This window comes from Paenibacillus sp. Soil766, from assembly GCF_001428105.1.
In the GTDB taxonomy this organism is placed as follows: Bacteria; Bacillota; Bacilli; order Paenibacillales; family NBRC-103111; genus Paenibacillus_E.
Genome location: NZ_LMSJ01000024.1, coordinates 25,526 through 47,307, shown reverse-complemented (window position 1 = coordinate 47,307; position 21,782 = coordinate 25,526). Strand labels below are relative to the sequence as shown.

Genomic DNA, 21,782 nt, shown 5'->3' with positions numbered 1-21,782 from the left:
CTCAAATATGGTTTGAGTACAAAGGTGGTGTAACGCGTTTTGCAATTCAAAGGTCGTACGGTCATTGTATTTGTTCTGTTAGCTATGTTTGCAAGCAGTATTGTCACATTAACGATTGTTGATCCCTCCTTTACTTGGGGGCAGAAGGAGCAATCAACCGGAGGTTCAGCTACCTCTGTTTCAGCTTCGTCTGGTCTTTCGAGCAAGGATTTAAGCAAGATCGCAACAACATTTCAGCTAATCGAAAGCAAATATTTGAAACAGCCTGATCATGATCAACTGGTTAACGGTGCGATTAACGGGATGTTGGAATCATTGGAAGATCCTTTTTCCGTTTATATGGATCAGAAGGAAGCGAAGCAATTCGATGAGAGTATTACGTCTTCGTTCCAAGGCATCGGCGCTGAGGTATCGCTAGAGGATGGTAAATTCGTCATTGTATCACCGATTAAAGGTTCACCTGCCGAGAGAGCAGGCATTCAATCCAAAGATGTCGTCCTGTCTGTGAATGGTGACAAGTTGGACGGGCTTACCTTGAATCAAGCCGTCATGAAAATCCGCGGACCGAAGGGCACGCAAGCTAAGCTGGATTTACTCCGCCAAGGAACAGGAGATCCGGTTCAAGTTATCGTGGTTCGAGACAATATTGACGTTGAAACGGTCTATGGCGAAATGATGCAAGATCAGATTGGTAAAATCGAGATTCGTCAGTTCTCCTCGAACACGGCCGTTCGTTTTGCTGAAGAGTTGAAAAACTTAGAAGCCAAAGGGATGAAGGGACTCGTCATCGATGTTCGTAATGATCCAGGCGGTCTACTGAATGTTGTTGTTGATATCGTGAATCCATTCGTGAAGAGTGGGGCTTCCATTCTCCAAGTGGAGAATCGGGACGGTAAACGTGAGCCAACACCTTCTACAGGTAAAGGTAAGAATTATCCAGTTACGGTGTTGATTAATAAAGGAAGTGCCAGCGCATCGGAGATCCTTGCAGGTGCATTCCAAGAAGCGGTAGGTAGTAAGATTGTTGGTGAAACGTCCTATGGCAAAGGAACGGTTCAAGTGACGTTTGAGAAGGAAATGGGCGATGGCAGCAACATTAAGATGACTGTCTACAAATGGTTAACGCCAAATGGGAACTGGATTCACAAAAAAGGCATTACGCCGGATATCCCGATTGAGCAACCAGCCTATTTCAAAGCAGCTCCTCTGACGAAGAAAGATGTGTTGAAACTAGACAACAACAGCGATGATGTGAAAAATTTGCAGTTGATGCTTGCTGGTATTGGTTTCAATCCGGAGCGTACGGATGGATATTTCAGCGAAAAGACAGCTTTGGCTGTCAAAGCGTTCCAACGGACGAATGATTTGCCGGTGACTGGCGAGGTTGATGCGGACACAGCTGCCAAAATCGAAAAAGCGATTCTAGCGCAGATTCGTGATCCGAAGAATGACTCGCAATTGAAAGCAGCTGTCTTTCAAATTCAGAAGCAGCTTGGGAAATAATGACCGTTAGTTAATGGAAATTGTGTAGCGCGGCAGGAAATACGCTTTAACAGTCGAAATAGAGTAGGAAGGTTGCTTAGGCGGCCTTCCTATTTCTTTTTCAAGGAGCCTAGATTCGTATGGATGTGTGGTTTCAATTATTGGACAGAATGCTGCTTGCTGTGGGGCAGTTGTTTACGAATCCTTTCTACTATATAGGTATCATTTTTATTGTGTTGCATTACAGAAAGCAAATCCAATTAGAACGCAAGCTGTTTCACACGCGGCTTCATTCCTTGTTGAACGAAACGTGGCGCGTGGTGCTGTGGGGCTGGTTAGGCGGGTTGGGTGCCTCCATTGTGCTCCTTTTCGTCGGAGTCAACATACAACTGAATGTCGTGATTATGCTCTGGATCATTACCGTTGTTCTGATGATATTCCGCATACGATTCCTATGTTTGGCTTATGCAGTAGGGATTCTAGGAATTGCTCAAGTGATCTTCTCTTGGTTTCCAAATGCGGAGCAACTAAGCGAGTCGTATACGATTCTCGACACTATCGCAAGCGCAGATATCCCATCGCTGCTAGTCATTGTAGGTGTGCTTCATCTCTTGGAAGGGGTACTCGTTAGTTTCCAAGGTGCGCGAATGGCGACACCGCTGTTCTTGGAAGGCAAGCGCGGGCAAATGATTGGGGCACAGCAGCTGCAGGGCTTTTGGCCAGTTCCTCTGTTTCTCCTAGTGCCGATGGCTGGAGGCAGTGAACTGGGCTTGCCGTGGCAAACGTTGTTCGCCTCTAACTTGAGCGCAGGCTGGACGATGCTCGCATTCCCCGCGATGATCGGCTTCACGGAGTTGACGATTTCGAAGCTGCCGAAGAAACAGGCACGCTTTAGCGCTAAGCTGCTCTACTTGTACGGGCTTGTTCTGTTAGGCGCTGCCGTTGCTGCTTACTACTGGACGCCACTGGTGCTCCTTGCCGCGATCCTTAGCATTGCCCTTCACGAAGGGTTGCTGCTCTACAACCAATGGGTAGAAGCGAAGCAGACGCCCTTCTACATCCACTCGGAGCGAGGGCTTATGGTGCTCTCAGTTGTTCCCAATAGCCCAGCTCAAGAGCTAGGTATTGGCATCGGGGAGATCATCCACAAGGTGAATGGGCACAAGATCAAGACGAAGACGGATCTTCATGCGGCTATGGGACTCAATTCCGCTTTCTGCCGCCTGGAAGTTCTGAATGACCAAGGGGAGGTTCGCTTTCTGAAGCGGGGGATCTTTGCCGGTGATCATCATCAACTGGGCATTCTACTGGCGCCAGATCAGGATGTGCTGTACTTCTTGGAGCAGCGTCCGATGCACTTGTTTAGTTATTTGCGAAGCAAATTAACGGGTTTATTGCCGAATGACTCGACGAAGTCATTGTGAGAAGAGTTGTCCTCAGCGTAGTGAAATCTACGGGCGAGGATGGCTCTTTTTTGCATGAGTAGGCGGCAAACAACAACAACAAAGCCCTACCTCCACAAGAGTGGAAATAGGGCTTCAATACGTCCAAACAAATTATTGGACTGGCGTCGTTGGTGCAATATCGTTCCGCAGGACAATGATTTCCACGCGGCGATTCTTACTGCGATTCGCGTCAGACGAGTTGGCCACTTTGGGCATCGTATCCGCATAGGCGGTGGCGATGAATTTGTGATCATCCAGATTAGCCGTATCGCTGAAATAGCGAAGCACAGAAAGAGAGCGAGCAAAAGATAGTCCCCAGTTATCCCTATAGGGAGAGCCTGGTGCAAGGGGCAAATCGTCCGTATGTCCTTCGATACTAACTTTACTCTCCAAGGTTGGGAAGAGCGAAGCCAGCTTTTGCAGAATGGGGAAGGAAGGTGCCTTCAGATCAGCTTTTCCTAAATCGAACAGGAACAAGTCATTGAGCGTAATCGCTACTCCGCGCTCCGTATCACTTGCGGACACTTGCGCCTCTAAATTTTGATCCTTAATATAGGCTTGTACTTGTTTCAGAAGATCCTGGAGCTCTTTCTCGCGCTTTTCTTTCTCGCTGTCTTCAGTCTTCGTCTTGTCATGCTCTTCTTTCTTATCATCCTGATTCTGATTCGTTAAATCCTTATCCTTGCTGTCTGCATCACCCTGCTTCGGGGTCAGCGTGCCGCTGATACCATGGTTCTTGTCCAAGATGGAGTCAGCTTTTTGGAATTGCAGGTTTAAGGCTTGCGCCAAAACGGCATACTTTTGAACATCCACTTTACTCATCGCATACATAATAATGAAAAATACGAGCAGCAGCGTAATCAAGTCGGCGTAAGTAATGAGCCATCTTTCATGGTTAACATGCTCTTCTTGCTTCTTACGGCGCCTCGCCATTCACATCATCCTCCTCTACGGTTTTTTTCGACTTATCATGGAGGAAGGAGTTCAGTTTTTTCTTAATCAATTGTGGGTTTTCACCAGCTTGCAAGGCCAGGATGCCTTCTAGCATGAGTTCCATTTCATTAACCATTTCTTTACCACGGACTTTGATTTTGTTAGCGATGGGTAAATAAACCAAGTTGGCGCTCATAACACCATAGAGAGTAGCTGTGAATGCAACGGCAATAGCAGGGCCAAGGGAAGAAGGATCTTCTAGATTACCGAGAACGTGAATAAGTCCCATAACCGTACCGATAATTCCCATGGTTGGTGCATATCCGCCTCCAGCTTCGAAAACCTTCGACATATTATTAACCTGATTTTCGATGGCGTCCATTTCAAGCTCAAGAATTTGTCTGGTCAACTCGGGATCGGTTCCGTCTACGACCATGAGCAATCCGTCCTTCAGGAACGGGTTTTCGTGCTCCTGAGCGCGCTGCTCTAGGGCAAGAACGCCTTCTCTACGAGCGACAGAGGCCATATCGACAAGTTCATTAATGGTTGTTGCAGGATCTCTTTTGACTTGCGTGAAGGCAATGCTCAGTGCTCTAGGGATTTTGGCTAAAATAGAGCCTGGGAAACTAACGGCGACTGCACCGAAGGTTCCACCGAAAACGATGAGCATTGCGCTGGGGATGATCAATGAATTGATATGACCGCCATCCCACATGTACCCACCAATTAAACCTGCAAGTCCTAATAGCAATCCTAATACTGTTGTCAAATCCATGACTGTACCACTCCTAATTATCATAAAAAGAATAGGGGCCAAAACGCAGGAAAACCGCCTTGCATAAGGCTAAAACAGATAAAGCTGTTTGCATCCATGATTCAAAAATAGTATAATGTAAAAACGAGAACAAACATTCTTATGTTGGATAGTTATTGCAATCCTTCATGTATGTACGTAAAAGTTCCATAGACTTCTATATCGGAATGTCGAATGGGAAAGTTTATAGGATAAAAGTTCGATTTATTTCGACAATGAGGGTGATAATGGATGAGTGAACTTGTCATGAGCTCTAAGAAATTTGAGCTTGTATCCGATTTTCTTCCACAGGGAGACCAGCCTCAAGCGATTGAGGAAATCGTCCAAAGCATACAAGCCGGCAACAAGCATCAGACGCTGCTCGGTGCAACGGGAACTGGTAAAACGTTCACAGCTGCACAAGTAATAGCGAAACTAAACCGACCAACCTTGATTATTGCCCACAATAAAACCTTAGCCGCACAACTGTGCAGTGAATTCAAAGAGTTTTTTCCTCATAATGCTGTTTCCTACTTCGTTAGTTACTATGATTACTTCCAACCAGAAGCCTACATTGCCTCCTCCGACACTTACATCGAGAAAGATTCCAGCATCAATGAAGAAATTGATAAACTGCGCCACTCGGCGACAAGTTCCTTGTTCGAACGCCGGGATGTCATTGTTGTTGCCAGCGTGTCGTGTATTTACGGCTTGGGGTCACCAAAGGAGTACGGTAATTTACTGTTATCGTTACGGGTAGGGATGGAGAAATCGCGGACTGAAATCTTGCATCGACTCGTGGATATTCAATATCAACGCAATGATCTGAACTTCGTTCGCGGCACGTTCCGTGTGCGTGGAGATGTTGTGGAGATTTTCCCAGCCTCGCAAAGTGAACATGCGGTGCGAGTGGAGTTATTTGGGGATGAAATTGAGCGGATTACGGAGATTAATGTCCTCACAGGCGAGATCATTGGGGGGCGCGATCATATAGCCATTTTCCCAGCTTCCCACTTCGTGACACACGAGGAATCGATGAAGCGTGCGCTCGTGAACATTGGCCAAGAGTTGGAGGATCGTTTAGCGGAGTTGAGAGAGCAAGGGAAGCTTCTGGAAGCACAGCGATTGGAGCAGCGTACGCGCTACGATATGGAAATGATGGAGGAGATGGGCTTCTGCTCAGGTATCGAGAATTACTCGGGACCACTGACATTCCGTGAGCGAGGGGCAACACCGTATACGTTGATGGATTATTTCCCAGACGACATGCTATTCATGGTGGATGAGTCTCATGTTACGTTGCCGCAAATCCGCGCGATGTTTAATGGGGATAAAGCACGGAAAGATGTATTAGTTGATCACGGCTTCAGGCTGCCTTCCGCTTTGGATAATCGTCCGCTGCGTTTCGAGGAATTCGAAGAGAAAGTTAGTCAGATTTTATATATATCAGCAACGCCAGGACCTTATGAGCTGGAGCATTGCCCTACCATGATTCAACAAATTATTCGTCCAACAGGGTTGTTGGATCCGATTATTGAGGTTCGACCAACCAAAGGTCAAATCGATGATCTTATCGCCGAGATTCAAGACCGTGTTCGTAAAGATGAGCGTGTACTTGTGACCACCTTGACGAAGAAGATGTCGGAGGATTTAACGGATTACTTTAAAGAAATTGGCATTAAGGTGCGTTATTTGCATTCGGATATTAAAACGTTTGAACGTATGCAGATATTGCGAGACTTGCGCTTGGGGACTTTCCATGTGCTAATCGGGATCAACCTCCTCAGAGAGGGTCTCGATTTGCCAGAGGTTTCACTGGTCGCTATTCTGGATGCGGATAAGGAAGGCTTCCTGCGTTCTGAGCGTTCGTTGATTCAAACGATCGGTCGGGCAGCGCGGAACTCGGATGGCCGAGTCATCATGTACGGGGATAAGATCACCGATTCCATGGAGAAAGCGATCTCGGAGACTAATCGACGACGTGCCCTGCAGGAAGCTAACAATGAGAAACTGGGCATCACACCACAGACGATTGCCAAGAAAATCCGCGATGTCATCGAAGCAACTAAGGTTGCCGAACAGAAATCCGACTATCTTGCTGATGTGAAGGGTGCTAAGATGTCGAAGAAAGATCGAGCATCCCTCATTGAACGCCTTGAAGTTGAGATGAAAGAGGCGGCGAAGAACCTACAGTTCGAACGTGCAGCACAGCTGCGTGACGCGATTATGGAAATGAAAGCTGACACCTAAGCAAGAGGGTTTCAGCTTCACATAGGAGAGGAAGGGTATCTGTGTCTAGAGATCAGATCGTTATTAAAGGAGCTAGAGCTCACAATCTTAAAAATATTGATGTCACCATTCCACGTGACAAGTTCGTCGTACTCACGGGCTTAAGTGGATCGGGGAAATCATCGCTGGCCTTTGATACGATTTATGCAGAAGGGCAGCGGCGTTATGTAGAATCACTGTCTGCCTATGCGCGTCAATTTCTTGGGAATATGGATAAACCAGATGTCGATTCCATTGATGGCTTGTCACCAGCCATATCCATTGACCAAAAGACCACAAGCCGTAATCCACGTTCCACGGTTGGAACCGTAACGGAGATTTACGACTATTTAAGGCTGCTTTTTGCTCGTATTGGGCGGCCGCACTGTCCTACCCATGGTATCGAGATTACTTCGCAAACCGTGGAACAAATGGTAGACCGGATTATGGAGTACCCGGAGCGCACGAAGATTCAAATTCTAGCCCCCCTTATTTCGGGGCGCAAAGGTGAGCACACGAAGCTATTCGTGGATGTGCAGAAGCAGGGATTTGTGCGGGTTCGTGTAAACGGGGAAACGGTAGACCTTTCCGAGAAAATTGAGCTCGACAAAAATAAAAAGCACACCATTGATGTGGTCGTAGACCGTATCGTGGTCAAAGATGATGTACAGACACGTTTGGCAGATTCCTTGGAAACGGCGCTTAAGTTGGCCAATGGTCGTGTCATCGTCGATGTCATGGAGAAGGAAGAGCTGCTGTTCAGCCAGAACTTGGCATGTCCAGAGTGTGGATTCAGCGTTGAAGAGCTGGCTCCGAGAATGTTCTCGTTTAATAGCCCCTTCGGTGCTTGCCCGGATTGTGATGGTTTAGGCAGTCAGATGATCGTGGATCCTGATTTACTCGTTCCTGATATGAAGTTGACGATTGAAGAGGGTGCATTTGAAGCGTGGGCGGGGAGTACGTCGAACTACTATCCACAATTTCTCGCGGCAGTTTGTGAGCACTATAAGATCCCGCGCAATGTCCCCGTATCTGAGATCAGCAGCGACCAACTGAAAGTGATCTTATATGGAACGGGCGGCGAGAAAATCCGTTTCCGTTATGAGAACGATATGGGCGCATCCAAAGAAGCGTTGGTACCATTCGAAGGCATCATTCGCAACTTGGAACGCAGGTTCAAGGATACCTTCTCTGAGGGCATCCGCGAGCATATTCAGACCTACATGAGCACGAAACCTTGTCCGAAATGTAAAGGGCACCGCTTGAAGCCGGAAACACTTGCCGTAACGATTAACGGTAAGAACATTTCGCACGCAACTTCCCTTTCTATCGGAGAAGCGGAGGAATGGTTTAAGGGGCTGCAACTGAATGAACGTGAGCTGACAATTTCGAATTTGATCCTGAAAGAAATTAGAGCACGTCTAGGCTTCCTGGTGAATGTCGGACTTGATTATTTGACGATGCACCGTGCGGCAGGCACCTTGTCGGGTGGAGAAGCGCAGCGGATTCGCTTGGCTACGCAAATCGGTTCGAGCCTGATGGGTGTTCTTTACATCCTCGATGAGCCAAGTATCGGTCTGCATCAACGGGATAACACACGATTAATTCAAACACTTGAGCATATGCGAGATCTGGGCAACACGTTGATCGTTGTCGAGCATGATGAAGACACAATGATGGCGGCCGATTACATCATTGATATTGGTCCAGGGGCTGGTATCCATGGTGGACAGGTTATTGCCCAAGGAACACCAACAGAACTGATGCAGGACGAGAACTCCTTAACAGGTCAGTATTTGAGCGGCAAGCGGTTCATTCCGATTCCTGCGGTTCGACGTAAGCCGAATGGCAAGTGGATCGAAGTGAAAGGTGCCAAAGAGAATAACTTGCGAAACATGTCGGCTAAGGTGCCTTTAGGGGTATTCACATGTGTGACCGGCGTATCCGGGTCAGGCAAGAGTACGTTGATCAACGAAATTTTGTTTAAGACATTATCTCGTGATTTGAATGGTGCCAAAGTTCGACCTGGTGAACATAAAGAAATTGTCGGATTAGAGCATGTAGATAAAGTTATCGATATTGATCAGTCGCCAATTGGACGCACACCGCGCTCTAATCCCGCGACGTACACAGGCGTATTTGATGATATCCGTGATGTATATGCGAATACGAACGAAGCGAAGGTACGCGGCTATAAGAAGGGACGCTTTAGCTTTAACGTGAAGGGCGGCCGTTGTGAAGCTTGTCGTGGGGATGGCATTATTAAGATCGAGATGCATTTCTTGCCTGACGTGTATGTGCCTTGCGAAATATGTAAAGGCAAGCGCTACAACCGCGAGACGATGGAAGTGAAGTATAAGGGCAAGAGCATTTCGGAAGTGTTGGAGATGACGATTGAGGACGGCTGCGAGTTCTTTAAGAACTTGCCGCGCATTCATCGTAAGCTGAATACACTTCTGGATGTTGGCCTGGGCTATATGACCCTCGGCCAGCCAGCGACCACGCTGTCAGGCGGCGAAGCCCAGCGTGTGAAGCTCGCGGCGGAGCTGTACCGCCGCAGTACAGGCAAGACGATCTATATTCTGGATGAGCCCACGACGGGGCTCCACATCCATGATATCGATCGTCTCCTGAAGGTCCTACACCGCCTCGTAGAGAGCGGTGAAACGGTACTGGTCATCGAGCATAACCTCGATGTCATCAAGACGGCGGACCACCTCATCGATCTAGGGCCCGAAGGTGGTAACCGCGGGGGCTTGATCGTGGCGGCGGGTACGCCAGAGGATGTCGTGAAGGTGGCCGGGTCCTACACCGGCCAGTATTTGAAACCGATCCTTGAGCGGGATCGCGTCCGTTCGGAAGACTATGCGAAGCGTATGGAGGTCCTAGAAGGCTCCGTTAGCTAAAAAGCGAACATTAAGCTTGGAATTGGGTATATCATTTGCCAATTTCAAGCTTTTTTTGTCTACAATTGACTAAAATGCCTAAAAGTTTGCTAAGATTTAATTGAATGATACAGACTTCGACAATTTAACCCTCTATCAATAATGATGGAAGTAGGCCTATAATAATAGTAAGTAACAGTGAACATCTCCCTCTACCTAACCATTGACTTGATGATTGAGAGATATAGCAGTTCTAATCTAATTCATGTTGTGGAGGCTAATAATGAAACCGACGTTAGAGCTTCAGGAAATTGTATCTGCATTAGGAATTGATCCTTTCCGATTTCTAGCATGGCAAGAAAAAGAGCTAACCTACACGAGATTGACTGAGCTTCCAGAAGACGAGAATCACCGAGATGTGTTAGCCGTGTAAAAATAGTTCTAAATCGCAATCGAACAATGTCTGTACGGTATCTCCGTACGGGCTTTTGTTGTTCTAACGGAGAGTAATAAATAGTTGCGCAGATGGACATTGTAAACGTATAAGGGATAATAAAGAAATCTGTCTGTATGGGCTAGTCAAACCGGCCAAATCCCAAACAAAAGGTGACAAACTTGTTACACATCGATGCAACTACTTGCATCTCGTGTCCAATCAAGCTAACATAGTATTAAAATAGAGGACGTGTGCCTTGCACCGAGTTACTATAAGGAGGTTTCACCATGTTATTAGCAGAAGCAGCTGAAGCATCAACTAGCACGTATACAAGCTTTGATATCTATGTTTTGATCTTCACAGTGGTGATTGCAATTGCCGTTATCCGTCAACTGATTAACCCAAGAAGAAATCTCTTTGCACTTGGATTTGGAACTGTATCTCTACTCGTATTTCTTTTCATGGATGTCATCATGATCAAAGGTTGGTAGTACATACAAGTAAAACAAAAAGCCCACAGGACTTTAGATCGGAAGATCTCTAGCCTGTGGGCTTTTTGTGTACGTGCTATTGGTTTACACCCACCACATTTCACCAAGAGGTTCCTTGATGAGTACTTGTTGTAGGTTTTGAACAGCTTTAGAGAAGCCTTCATCAACGGACATCAAGCCGTCTTCGTGCTCGATACTCACGACATAGTCATAACCAACCAGACGCAATGCGGAGATAATGTCTGCCCATACTTTCATATCGTGGCCGAAACCAACGGAACGGAATTGCCATGAACGATCCAGCATGTTCGCGTAGGATTGCATGTCCGTGACACCGAAACGGTTCGTGTTGTTGTAATCATGTGACGTATCTTTGGCATGGAAGTGATGAATCGCGTTCGCGCGTCCAAGAATTTGAACCGCTTGAACAGGATCAATCCCTTGCCACCACATGTGACTTGGATCCAAGTTAGCACCGATTGCCTCACCTGCAGCTTCGCGAAGGCGAAGAAGGGTAGCTGGCGTATGTACGGAGAATCCGCCGTGCAGCTCTAGTCCAATTTTGATATTACGATCTGCAGCGAATTTACCTGTTTCTTTCCAGTAAGGAATGACTTTGTTCGTCCACTGCCAGTCTAAGATTTCTTGGAAATCGTTCGGCCAAGGTGCTACCGGCCAGTTCGGATATTTCGCATCCTCATGGTCGCCAGGGCAACCAGAGAACGTGTTGACAACAGGTACTTCAAGGCGTTCAGCCAGTTCAATCGTTTGTATAATAGCATCGTGAAACTCTTTCGCGATGTGTTTTTGCGGGTGAAGAGGGTTACCGTGAGCGCTAAGTGCGCTAATCGTCAAACCGCGGGACTCTACCGCTTGTTTAAAAGCTTTCAATTTCCCTGCATCAGCAAGTAATTCAGCTGGGTTGCAATGCGCAGTACCTGGGTATCCACCAGTACCGATCTCAACGGCGTCCAAGCCTTTCGCAGCAATATAATCCAGTGCTTCCTCGAAAGGTTTTCCACCGAAAAGAACCATAAAAACGCCTAACTTCATTCGATTACACCTCCATAATTGATAAAACAATCAGTTCAAATTATACCACTATCATCCAGTAAAATGAAGCAAGCCTTTGTAGATTCGAAGCACTGTATCGTAATTCGAACTGTAAATAATGACCGAGAACGTAACCAGTGTTTGTGTAACGAAGCAGCGGAAGTAGAAGTAGGCTTTGGATACCTTTTTCTTATTTACGGTCGTGAGTTTGAAGATATTCTCGATCGCGATAATGATGCCATGGTACAGTCCATAGAGGAAGTACAACCACGTAAAGCCATGCCATAAGCCCATCAGCACCATGATCAGGATAGATAGACTGGCTGTGACTGCTGTGGATGGTGTTTTACGCGAGAAGAACATGAAGATGTGATCGCGGAAAAAATCACCGAGTGTCGCATGCCAATTCCGCCAAAACTGCGTCATGGAAGGCGAGAGGAGCGGCTTTTTGAAGTTCTCCGGCATCGTATAGCCCATCAATCTCCCGAAGCCTATGGCCATATCGGAATAGCCCGAGAAGTCGAAATAGATGAGTGCATAGAACCAGATCAGCAGGAACAATGATTCTGGGGTGTGAAGCTCCTGCTTCAAGACGTGGTCGAACACCCCAGTCATCCAGGTGACGACGACGATTTTTTTAAATAAGCCTAGAATAATACGCTTAATACTGTCTTCAAACAGCTTGGCATCTACGGTGTAGGGCTTCTTGCTGTCGGCCATGAAATCGCGGAATTTCAAAATCGGTCCGGACGTAAAGGTCGGAATGAACAACAGATAGTTCGCATAATCAATGGCCGGCACTTCGCCCTCTTTTCCAAAGAAATAAGCGAAATAATACGAATCAATCACTTTGAGAACGTTGTAAATAAGTCCTAAATAAATAATGGCGTCGAACAACGGAGAACTGAAAACACCCATAACGAAAAAACGAACACCGAGAAAGACACCCACGATATTCGCGGCGATCCCGAAAATAAAGGTCGCTTTCCGCCACAGCGTCGTCCGGCACAGATACACAAACCCGAAATAATTAATCATCGTAAAAGCCGCATAGAAAACGACCAACTTCTTACTAAACAACAGTAGGAAGCACAGACTGAATATGATCATCAAAATGCGCTTATTATCCGCCCACTTGCGGGTGAGCATCAGAACGGCAATCATGCCACTCATCGCGACCATCGCGTTCATGTGCATATAAAACATAGCTATAGAACTCCTCGCTTGCTAGATCTTAGAACTTCTCGTAGATGAACAATCCCTTGCCGGTAAAATAAATGAAAACCAAGTAAAGCATCACGAGGTAGATGAGGATTTCGACGGTTTTCCTAAGGAATTTAACCATGTGTCAACCTCCTTCGTAAATAGCGGCGCGCCCTCTTCCCGGTTCAGGTGAACGAGGTCATGGAAATAACGAGGATCGTAAGCGTGCATCAAATCCAACGTGGGAACGTTCGCTGCCTTTAGCTGGCCGTTAACCGCATCCTTAAGTGAAGCGACATAGGGAGGATCGGCGTAGCCTTTGTTCCACGGCATCCAAATCACACGCAGCGCGAGTGCATGCTCATCGGCATACTGGAGCACCCACTGTAAGGCATCCAGATTATCGCTAAAATCTTTCAAAGTCATGGCGCCAAAGCGCTTATCGTAGTCGTCCCACTTGAGCTTTAAGGCTGCGTCGTCCTTGCGACCTGGATACAATTCCTTATCAATCCAGCGAGGTTCGAAGGCAAGGCTGCCTTTACTTAGATTGCGAGCAAACTCGATACCGGAATCACGGAAGTAATCGCGGTATGTATACACATAGGGTTGGTACCATGGCTTGAACCACTGGTAGGTGGGATCCGTTTCGAGCGGGTCGAGCATGGTATGCACGTCGATCCCGATGACAAGCTCGTCCTGCACCTGGTACAGGTTTTTATTTAACATATCCTTCAAGTCGGTCAGCTTCCCGTAGGAAAGCCCCATCTCCACTAAGGGATGTACAGACTTCTCTTCGATATAAGCACCCGTAACGGCCGAATTACCGAAGAAAACCGGACCCGTATGGGACCAGCTATGGTGGTAGAGCGTTTTGGTGAAGTCGTTTTTGTAAAAACGGCGCGAAGACGCCATCGGGTTCCACCAAGAGATGAGCAGGTCGGAGACGACGATGGCGAGCAGTAGGCCGAGTGCAAAGCTATTTTTTTTGAGAAAAGCAGCGGTTGCTTTCAATAGAATCACTCATTATCTTCGGATTGGTTAAAATGAAACCCAAGGACTCGTTCGTAGGAGACGAGCATCCTGGGAAATTGAATTAAGACTTACAAAGCCTTCTCTTGCCAAGCGTGGTATTGCTCACGGAACGTGGCAGGCCATTGCTGCTCATCGAGGCCGTACTGTGCCAAGAAAGCGAACGCCCAACGCTCGATACCGAAACCTACGCAGCCTGTGACGGCATTGCGTTTACCCATTTTAATATTAAAAGCATTACCGAACGTATTGCTATGGAAATTAACGGAGGAGCAAGCGATCGATTTCTTCACATGCGGAATGTTCAGACGAAGCTCATATTTCATCTCCTGGTTGCGCTGGAAGGACGCTTTCACTTGGAAATCGTTCGTGAAGAACGGATCATTCGCGATCTCTAGTAAGCTGTCTACTTGCCATTCTACCGCTAATTCTTTCAAATATTCGATCGATTTCAAGCGATTCTCTTTAACAAAGTCAGGCTTGCCGACAAAAATAATTTCACGCATCGAGAAGTCGAGCAGGCGACCGAAGTCGGAGTGGTTCTTGGATTCGAAACGGTGACATTTCGCAATCGCGGTCACGACAATGCCGTCGCCTTCAAGGGTTTCGTTCTCGAGCCCTTCATAGCAGTGATAGCATGTGGAAGGGTTCATCATGAAGTTTGGCTTGACCATGTTGTTGTCCAACGCCAAAGGCTTCTCCTGGTCCCAACCGCCAGCTTTGCGAATTGTTTGGGAGAATGCCTCGATCACATCGAGATCCTCACGCAGATGCGTCACGAAATGAATGTGCTCCGGAAACGAAGTGAAATGGTTCGTTTTGTTCAACGTATGGCTGTTGATGACCGCAGGATATTGCTCCTCTTGCACGCCTTCGAAACGTCTTGCAATTTTGCTAACGAAGGAGTAGTCAAGAAAACGCATCAAGCTGGAGAAAGGCTCACGGAAGATGAAGAGGCCGGGCTCCAATACTTTAATCGCTTTACGCTCCGCGAGCTCCGCAATAATATCACCTTCATAAGGCGTGTCGACTTTATTTTCGAACAAGATATTTTCTTTGAAACCGAAATCCCCATGGGAGAAACGCTCAATGAGGCGCTCAACTCGCTCAGTAATTCCCTTATCACCGTTTGGCGAGTTGTGAGTGATGATAATGTGTCCATCGATCAAAAGGATTTCTTGGATATGCTCATCAGCGAAAGCAGAGGCATATTTGACTTGACCGTGTTGGCTTTCAGCCAGACCGGCCAGTGATATTTTAACTGTCGTCATGAGTCGATTACCTCGCTGTCTTCTTGGAAATAAATTGAGCAATTTCACTCACCGTGTTCATCGGATAGAGCATCAAATCTTGGTTCGTTACTTGTAGGTTGTATGTTTTCTCGATGTGAGCGATGAGTGCAGTCGCCCCAACGGAATCAATAAACCCATAATCGAACAAATGAACATCCACATCGAAATCGTCATCATCCTCGGCAATTTCGTATCGCTCGCGAATATGTTGTTCCAGCTCTTCTAATAAGTTAGACATGGGGAAAGCCTCCTGGTTCAAAAGAAAGTTATTTGTAATGTTGATAGGGTTACTGCGCATTGGCGGCAGATCCGGTAAAAGTAAGAGTCGTTACGTCCCCGTATCGGGTCAATGTGTACGTCTGAGTAGGTGCATCATAAACAATAGTCGTATCGTTAGAAGAACCAAATTTGAGCTCCACAGGACTAAAGAATTTCACTTGTTGCAGACCCGCAGATGCTAGCTTCAACTGATAGGTGCTTCCTTCACTAGTAAGGGTAAAAGGGACATTCGAACGCACAACATGAAACTTCTGTGCGGAAGGGCCTATGCGAATCTCAGCTGCCTTCTCTAATCCGAGATATAACTTGTTTTCAATCGTCGTGTAGATGTTTGAATCGCTTTGCAGGGAGTAGAGGGCTAGTTTATCGCCCTTCTCAATGATGACCCCTAAGGTGTTCGTATACTCCTCGGATAAGCTAGGTACAGCAGTTGAATCAACGGATAGCGTAGCATGGAAATGCGGACTGCCGCCACTTAGCTGATCTTTCAGTCTGTCCCATAGGTATGAGGCCCAGGATTGGCTGATCCGCACCTTGCTTGTCATAGCGGTTAAGAACGATTTGGCCATCTGTGTTTCGGACATAAAGTTATAATCATGCTTCGTGCGAAGCTTGTCAAAGTAATCAGCAAATTCCGTTAAGTTAGCAATTTTCTGTGGTTCAGGAAAATGGTATTCAATATGCTCGAAATAATCAATCGGCATATCTTGCTTTACCATGGACTCGAAAACATCCGTGTTCGCATTGTCACCAGCCGGCCTTAGGACGGGGGTAGGAGCATGAATGAGCATCGTCGCATCTGTCTTTCCTTGCTCATCTTGCAGAAGGAAGGGAAGTGACCAGATGGATTCTGGACGAGCGAGCACAGGTGACTCGGATGGTAAGAATCCGAAGTTGTACCACATGCCTTGGGCTTTCTCGGTATTCAGGGTCTGATCGTGATCTTCATTATTAATGCGCCAGGTGTGCTGATTCGTGCCAGGATGTAACCATGGAATACCAAGCTTATCAAAAGCTTGTTGATGCAGGTTGAACTCTGTGCGCTCATCTTCAGCACTCTTAAAATTATGTACAAATGTATGCGGATTTAATTGTAAATGCTGATCTTTCGCATACGCAATGAACTCGTTTAATTCCGCTTTATAAGGAAAATGAGGGTTATCGATCGACACAGGAGATCCGAATTCGATACCACCCACAAGGAGATCGTCTTTGCCATCGTGATTGAGGTCCAGCCACAGTGGCACGGAATAATGCCCAGCAACCAATGCGTGGTTGCCGACTTGGTTCAAGGTTGTCCCTGCGAGAGGACCCACGTCTGCCCAAGCGCCACCGGTTTCTTGGGTGAACACTTGGAGGTCCCCATCGCTGCTGCCGACCACGAGATCTAGTCGGCCGTCGCCGTTGATATCACGCACCGCTGGCGCGGCGTGCGTGGCGTGGTTAGGCAGCGTAAGGATCGCGCTGCCTTGGTTTAGATCCAGGGCCGCTGCGCTGCGGCCCTGGTACAGCCACACTCGTCCATCGGCTGCGCCTAGGACGAGGTCGAGCTTGCCGTCGCCGTTCACGTCGGCGACGGCTGGCGCTGCAGGCCCTCCGGGCAGCTGCAGCGCGTTTCCGCCCGCGAGCACAGCCGCGGGCTTGCCGAACCTGCCGCCCGCGAGCTGCGGCAGGAGCCACACCCCGCCGGACTCGTCCGAGACGACGAGGTCCGTGCGGCCATCCCCGTTCACGTCGGCGGCGTGAACGGCACTGTAAGGGCCGAGCTGGAGCGGCGCGCCGCTCTCCAGCAGCAGCTTCGCTGGCGCGCCGAACGTGTCGGGCAGCGCCATGCCCTTCGGCGGCGGCTCGCTGACGTAAGCCGCCTCATCACTGCCGAGATTCGTGTAAACATACACGAATCCATCACTGCTGCCGGCCAGCAAGTCCATGCGGCCGTCGCCGTTCAGATCCGCGGCGGCCGGGTACGCGCGGTAAGGCAGTTCAATCGTGCCGGCGAGATCACGATACGGCCCGTACGTGGCTTGTCTTAATGGAATGCCAGCCGACATCACGTGCAGTCCGCTCGCGTAGCCCGAGCCGGGCAACTCACCCACGAACGACGGCTTCGCGTTCGTTCCTGTGTTGAGCTGCACCGTCACGCTCTCGCGCCATTCACCCCAGTAGAAGGCGCTGCGCACAAGCGTAAACGAGGGAACCTCGTTATACTCCTTCAGCTTCTCCGCCCAAGCGATGCCGTCTTTTTGCCCGATGGCCGGCATCGCCTCAAAATGGTTCTGAAACGCCATTGCAGGCCGTCCATAAGGGCCCAGACTCTTCTTTATACTGTACCCGAGCGTTTCCTTAGCGACATAGGAGAGCAGCTCACTGCGATACTGCATGTTCGCCGCCGCCCAAGCGAAGCTAAAATAGGGCTCAATCGGCAGTGCTCTTTTATTGAAGTAAGTCGTTCCCGGTGTTGCTTTGCTTGCCGCTTGGTATTTCTCTGCAAGTTGGGCAAAGCCTAATTTCGGATCGAAGCCACTTTTCATATCAAAACCGGTAGGGAAGTAACGATTCGGCAGGAAATTACTGCTGATGAGCACGGCACCTTCACCGACACGATTATGCATGACAAGAGAGATAGGCTTACTCAAATCGGAAGGGTTAGCCATGCCCACAATCGTTTGACCCGTGGAAGGACTGAAGCCATACCCCAGATTAAACCCGGGCATATCCTCCATCGTGTTATGTTTAAGATAACTGGTTGTAAATAATTGAAACGATTGTTGAATGCCTTGCAAATTAACAGGTACTTGCGGGTAGTTGAGAGACAGCGAATCGCCCGATGCAGGTGAACCGAACGTGCTCAAAGACACTTTTTTTAAATCAACGATCCCAGCAGCTCCAAGAAAATCTAGCGGAAAGCGATCACCGAACTCATTTTCCAACAATAAATGTCCGCCCTGTTTCACGAAAGCCATGAGTTTATCCGCTTGTTCGGACCATGTGGAAGCTTGCGCTAGCGCTGGATCCAGATACAAAGCGTGATATGAACGTAGCTGGCGAGCCGAAAGGGAGAGCATGCTTTTTCTATCAATTTGAACGCCTGCTTGCAAGGTTTGCTCGAAATTACTATAAGCAGCGGTATCGTAAGAATCCCCGTTCGTTGCGTATAGAAGCTTAGTTTCCTCGACTTTTGGCAAAAATAGAAGGATTAGCACGATGACTAAGAAGCCAAGGATTAACCCGATTAGTAGTTGGGTTACACGAATTTTCGACAAATTCAAAACGATCCCTCGATTGCTAGAATGGTTAATATAGCTCACTATCCTTGCCATTATAGCATTCATTGGGTACGTTTGTTAACTTCTAAAGGCATGGAAACGGATTGCATTGTCGGATATTGGCTTTAGACGTAGTTATCCCCTGCCCTAGATTCCTACCTATCGTTTCTGTTACACTAAAGAGAAGAGTTTGAGGATTACCGAGGATGGATATTGAAAGGATTTGCTGCCATGCGTACGATACGCAGAGAAGATGTCGAATTATTAGCCCCTGCGGGGGATTGGGATTGTTTGCGAGCGGCTGTTGCCAATGGGGCGGATGCCGTGTTTTTTGGTGTGGAGAAATTCAATGCGAGAGCAAGAGCACATAACTTTACGATGGCTGAGCTGCCGGATATTATGTCGTTCCTTCATCTATATGGTGTACAGGGCTTCCTGACGTTTAACATTCTCGTGTTCGAGGAAGAGTTGAACGATGCCAAACAATTAATTGAAGCGTGTGTCGATGCGGGCGTGGACGCGGTGATTGTTCAGGATTTGGGCTTGGTCAAAATGATTCGGGAAATCTCACCCGATTTCCCGATTCACGGTTCAACGCAGATGACGATTACATCGCCAGAAGCTGTTGAGTTTACGAAACCGTTCGATATCGAGCGTGTTGTTCTTGGTCGCGAGAATAATCTGAAACAAATTAAACAAATCGGCGATCAAGCGAAGCTTCCGATGGAAGTGTTCGTTCATGGTGCTCTTTGTGTGTCCTATTCGGGACAATGTTTGACCTCCGAAATGTGGGGAGGCCGTTCCGCGAACCGTGGAGAGTGCGCACAGGCGTGCCGTTTGCCATATGATCTGATGGTCGACGGCGAGCAAAAGCCGATGGGGGACGTCACGTATTTGCTGTCGCCGAAGGATTTGGCTGCGATTGAAATCGTACCGGAACTAATTGAAGCGGGTGTTCGTTCCTTTAAAATTGAAGGGCGTCTGAAGACCCCTGAATATGTGGCTAACGTTGTAAGCAAATATCGCAAAGCGATTGATCGTTATTTCGAGGGACAGGACGCTCGTCCGTCTCGTGAGGAAGTGCGTGAGCTTCAGCAAAGCTTCTCACGCGGATTTACCGTTGGCTTCCTGCAAGGAACCAACAACAAGCAGTTAGTTGACGGCACGTTTCCGAAGAGCCGTGGGGTATTCGTGGGCCGCATCAAGCAGATTCTGCGCGATGCGGTGATCTGTGAGCTGGAGGCGCCGCTGAAGCGCGGTGATGGTTTAGTCTTCGACGCTGGGGATCCGACGAAGAAGGAAGAGGGCGGGCGCATCTACGATTTGCGCCGCAAGGGTGAGAAACTCGAGGGTGAAGCCGAGGGTGGATTGATCGAGATCGTCATGGGCCGCAACGATGTAGAGCTTGGCCGTTTGCACGTGGGCGACCGTATCTGGAAGACGAACGATCCTGCGCTAGACAAACGTCTGCGTCAGACGTTTGAGACGGATAAGCCTTACCGTACATTCCCGGTAAGCGTGAAAGTGAGCGGCGTTCTTGGCGAGACGCTCAAGAGCTGGTGGACGGATGTTCGCGGCGGGCACACCGTCTTCGTTCAGTCCGAGCTTCCGCTGGTTCAAGCGGAGAAAAGACCGATGGACGAAGGGCTCTTCACCGAGCAGTTCGGTCGCCTTGGCGGCACGATTTATGAACTTGCCGAGCTGGATGTCCAGCTAGATGGCGCGTTGATCGTGCCGATGCGTGAGCTGAACAGCATGCGCCGTGCGGCTGTCGAGTTGATGGAAGACGAGCGGCAGAAGCCGCGCGCGTACATCAAGCGCGAAGTCGGCGTGTACGACGACGTTCCTGCGGCTGTGACCGAGCATCACGCGGCTGTTACTGCTGTGAATGCACCTGCACTATCCCAAGCGGACCGCAATGCGGTCCAGTTGACGGCACTTTGCCGTAACCTGGATCAGGTGAAGGCTGTGTTGGCGACAACGGACGTTAACTTGATTTATGCTGATTTTGAATTTATTAAGCAGTTCCCTGCCGCTGTTGAGGCCGTTCATGCCGCTGGGCGCAAAATCGCCCTCGTGACACCGCGGATTCATATGCCAGGGGAAACGGGCTATTTTAACAATATACTCAAGCTTAAGCCAGATGCGGTTCTGATTCGTAATACAGGCGCAGCCTACTATTTCTTGAAGCATCGCTTTGAGAATCCGGATGCGCCGCAACCGCAGTTGATTGGCGACTTCTCCTTGAATGTTGCTAACCATAAGGCCGCAGATTTGTTCTTGGCTGCTGGGTTATCTAAGGTAACACCTTCGTATGACTTGAACATTCAGCAGATGGTTGACTTGCTTCGCCGCGCGGAAACATCCAAGCTCGAAGTCGTTATTCATCAGCATATGCCGATGTTCCACACCGAGCACTGCGTGTATTGTACGTTCCTGAGTGAAGGCACGGACTTCACGAATTGTGGCCGTCCATGCGAGGAGAAGCGTGTATCTTTACAGGACCGTGTGGGTATGTCCCATCCTGTACGCGTAGATGAAGGCTGCCGGAATACTGTTTATAATGCAGTAGATCAGTCTGGTGCGGAGTATTTGAACCACTTCATGGATCTCGGCATTCGCTCTTTCCGTGTGGAGTTCTTGGAAGAGACACCGGAGAAAGTAACGGAAATTCTTGAATTGTATCGCCAAGCGATCGATGGCCAAATTAGTGGCACACAAGTATGGCGCTCGCTGAAGGCAACCAACCAACTTGGTGTAACCAAGGGTACTTTGGTGAAATAAGCAGCTACAGATATGGCACGATTTCTAGACCGTCTCCCGACATGATGTATGGGGGCGGTTTTTTTGTTTAAGTTTAGGGAGTTCTTGTGCGAAATAACGGGAGGTTTTCTATTTGAACCATAGACGCTAGCCGTTTATGGTTT

Annotated in this window: 15 protein-coding genes; 7 read left to right on the top strand and 8 right to left on the bottom strand. The window is 48.3% G+C overall.

The genetic code is table 11. The features are described 5' to 3' along the window. The first annotated feature begins 39 nt into the window (after positions 1 to 39). Positions 40 to 1,503 carry a S41 family peptidase gene (locus ASG89_RS19610; RefSeq protein ID WP_057312739.1) on the top strand — a complete coding sequence of 488 codons (1,464 nt, stop codon included), beginning with the start codon at positions 40 to 42 and terminating at the stop codon, positions 1,501 to 1,503. A gap of 119 nt (positions 1,504 to 1,622) precedes the next feature. Further along, positions 1,623 to 2,906: a PDZ domain-containing protein gene (locus ASG89_RS19605; protein ID WP_057312737.1), complete on the top strand. Its 1,284-nt coding sequence runs from the start codon at positions 1,623 to 1,625 to the stop codon at positions 2,904 to 2,906. Positions 2,907 to 3,038: 132 nt separating this feature from the next. On the opposite strand, the gene ASG89_RS19600 is transcribed toward ASG89_RS19605, so the two are convergent. Both ASG89_RS19600 and ASG89_RS19595 read right to left on the bottom strand, forming a co-directional pair. Then, positions 3,039 to 3,860, bottom strand: coding sequence for a flagellar motor protein MotB (locus ASG89_RS19600; protein ID WP_057312735.1), 822 nt, complete (start codon positions 3,858 to 3,860; stop codon positions 3,039 to 3,041). After that, complete coding sequence (locus ASG89_RS19595; RefSeq protein WP_057312733.1) at positions 3,844 to 4,635, bottom strand: flagellar motor protein; 792 nt, start codon at positions 4,633 to 4,635, stop codon at positions 3,844 to 3,846. Before ASG89_RS19595 ends, ASG89_RS19600 begins: the two co-directional genes overlap by 17 nt. 270 nt (positions 4,636 to 4,905) lie before the next feature. Between ASG89_RS19595 and uvrB the strand changes: the two genes are divergently transcribed. The 4 genes from uvrB to ASG89_RS19580 all read left to right on the top strand — a co-directional run bounded on the left by uvrB (position 4,906) and on the right by ASG89_RS19580 (position 10,733). Next, positions 4,906 to 6,903, top strand: a complete 1,998-nt coding sequence (uvrB, locus tag ASG89_RS19590) for an excinuclease ABC subunit UvrB (RefSeq protein ID WP_057312731.1) — start codon at positions 4,906 to 4,908, stop codon at positions 6,901 to 6,903. Between the two features lie 41 nt (positions 6,904 to 6,944). Further along, positions 6,945 to 9,827 (top strand): excinuclease ABC subunit UvrA, encoded by a 2,883-nt coding sequence (gene uvrA, locus ASG89_RS19585; protein WP_057312729.1) that lies wholly within the window; start codon positions 6,945 to 6,947, stop codon positions 9,825 to 9,827. 262 nt (positions 9,828 to 10,089) lie between these two features. Beyond that, a complete protein-coding gene (locus tag ASG89_RS36505) occupies positions 10,090 to 10,239 on the top strand; it encodes a hypothetical protein (protein WP_157276725.1) in 150 nt (49 codons plus the stop codon). 290 nt (positions 10,240 to 10,529) lie between these two features. Further along, the gene (locus ASG89_RS19580) at positions 10,530 to 10,733 is read left to right on the top strand and encodes a hypothetical protein (protein ID WP_056611440.1); all 204 of its coding nucleotides are present in this window, start codon (positions 10,530 to 10,532) and stop codon (positions 10,731 to 10,733) included. 84 nt (positions 10,734 to 10,817) lie between these two features. On the opposite strand, the gene ASG89_RS19575 is transcribed toward ASG89_RS19580, so the two are convergent. From ASG89_RS19575 to ASG89_RS19550, 6 genes are all read right to left on the bottom strand, one after another. Then, entirely contained in the window at positions 10,818 to 11,786 is a 969-nt protein-coding gene (locus tag ASG89_RS19575; protein ID WP_057312727.1) for a sugar phosphate isomerase/epimerase family protein, read from the bottom strand. A gap of 51 nt (positions 11,787 to 11,837) precedes the next feature. After that, positions 11,838 to 12,992, bottom strand: coding sequence for an MBOAT family O-acyltransferase (locus ASG89_RS19570; protein WP_057312725.1), 1,155 nt, complete (start codon positions 12,990 to 12,992; stop codon positions 11,838 to 11,840). 90 nt (positions 12,993 to 13,082) lie between these two features. Further along, positions 13,083 to 14,000: a hypothetical protein gene (locus ASG89_RS19565; protein WP_057312723.1), complete on the bottom strand. Its 918-nt coding sequence runs from the start codon at positions 13,998 to 14,000 to the stop codon at positions 13,083 to 13,085. A gap of 89 nt (positions 14,001 to 14,089) precedes the next feature. Then, positions 14,090 to 15,289 carry a hypothetical protein gene (locus ASG89_RS19560; protein ID WP_057312721.1) on the bottom strand — a complete coding sequence of 400 codons (1,200 nt, stop codon included), beginning with the start codon at positions 15,287 to 15,289 and terminating at the stop codon, positions 14,090 to 14,092. Between the two features lie 7 nt (positions 15,290 to 15,296). Next, the gene (locus ASG89_RS19555; protein WP_057312719.1) at positions 15,297 to 15,548 is read right to left on the bottom strand and encodes an acyl carrier protein; all 252 of its coding nucleotides are present in this window, start codon (positions 15,546 to 15,548) and stop codon (positions 15,297 to 15,299) included. A 49-nt stretch (positions 15,549 to 15,597) separates the two neighbouring features. After that, the gene (locus tag ASG89_RS19550) at positions 15,598 to 18,858 is read right to left on the bottom strand and encodes an FG-GAP repeat domain-containing protein (protein WP_235549834.1); all 3,261 of its coding nucleotides are present in this window, start codon (positions 18,856 to 18,858) and stop codon (positions 15,598 to 15,600) included. Positions 18,859 to 19,086: 228 nt separating this feature from the next. Between ASG89_RS19550 and ASG89_RS19545 the strand changes: the two genes are divergently transcribed. Continuing rightward, positions 19,087 to 21,639, top strand: a complete 2,553-nt coding sequence (locus tag ASG89_RS19545) for a DUF3656 domain-containing U32 family peptidase (RefSeq protein WP_057312826.1) — start codon at positions 19,087 to 19,089, stop codon at positions 21,637 to 21,639. Positions 21,640 to 21,782: the final 143 nt, after the last annotated feature.

What these genes read in the sequence shown, in the direction of transcription:
- ASG89_RS19605 (WP_057312737.1), top strand. Translation starts at nt 1,623, where the DNA reads ATGGATGTGTGGTTTCAATTATTGGACAGAATGCTGCTTGCTGTGGGG.
- ASG89_RS19600 (WP_057312735.1), bottom strand. Translation starts at nt 3,860, where the DNA reads ATGGCGAGGCGCCGTAAGAAGCAAGAAGAGCATGTTAACCATGAAAGA.
- ASG89_RS19595 (WP_057312733.1), bottom strand. Translation starts at nt 4,635, where the DNA reads ATGGATTTGACAACAGTATTAGGATTGCTATTAGGACTTGCAGGTTTA.
- uvrB (WP_057312731.1), top strand. Translation starts at nt 4,906, where the DNA reads ATGAGTGAACTTGTCATGAGCTCTAAGAAATTTGAGCTTGTATCCGAT.
- ASG89_RS36505 (WP_157276725.1), top strand. Translation starts at nt 10,090, where the DNA reads ATGAAACCGACGTTAGAGCTTCAGGAAATTGTATCTGCATTAGGAATT.
- ASG89_RS19580 (WP_056611440.1), top strand. Translation starts at nt 10,530, where the DNA reads ATGTTATTAGCAGAAGCAGCTGAAGCATCAACTAGCACGTATACAAGC.
- ASG89_RS19575 (WP_057312727.1), bottom strand. Translation starts at nt 11,786, where the DNA reads ATGAAGTTAGGCGTTTTTATGGTTCTTTTCGGTGGAAAACCTTTCGAG.
- ASG89_RS19570 (WP_057312725.1), bottom strand. Translation starts at nt 12,992, where the DNA reads ATGTTTTATATGCACATGAACGCGATGGTCGCGATGAGTGGCATGATT.
- ASG89_RS19560 (WP_057312721.1), bottom strand. Translation starts at nt 15,289, where the DNA reads ATGACGACAGTTAAAATATCACTGGCCGGTCTGGCTGAAAGCCAACAC.
- ASG89_RS19555 (WP_057312719.1), bottom strand. Translation starts at nt 15,548, where the DNA reads ATGTCTAACTTATTAGAAGAGCTGGAACAACATATTCGCGAGCGATAC.
- ASG89_RS19545 (WP_057312826.1), top strand. Translation starts at nt 19,087, where the DNA reads ATGCGTACGATACGCAGAGAAGATGTCGAATTATTAGCCCCTGCGGGG.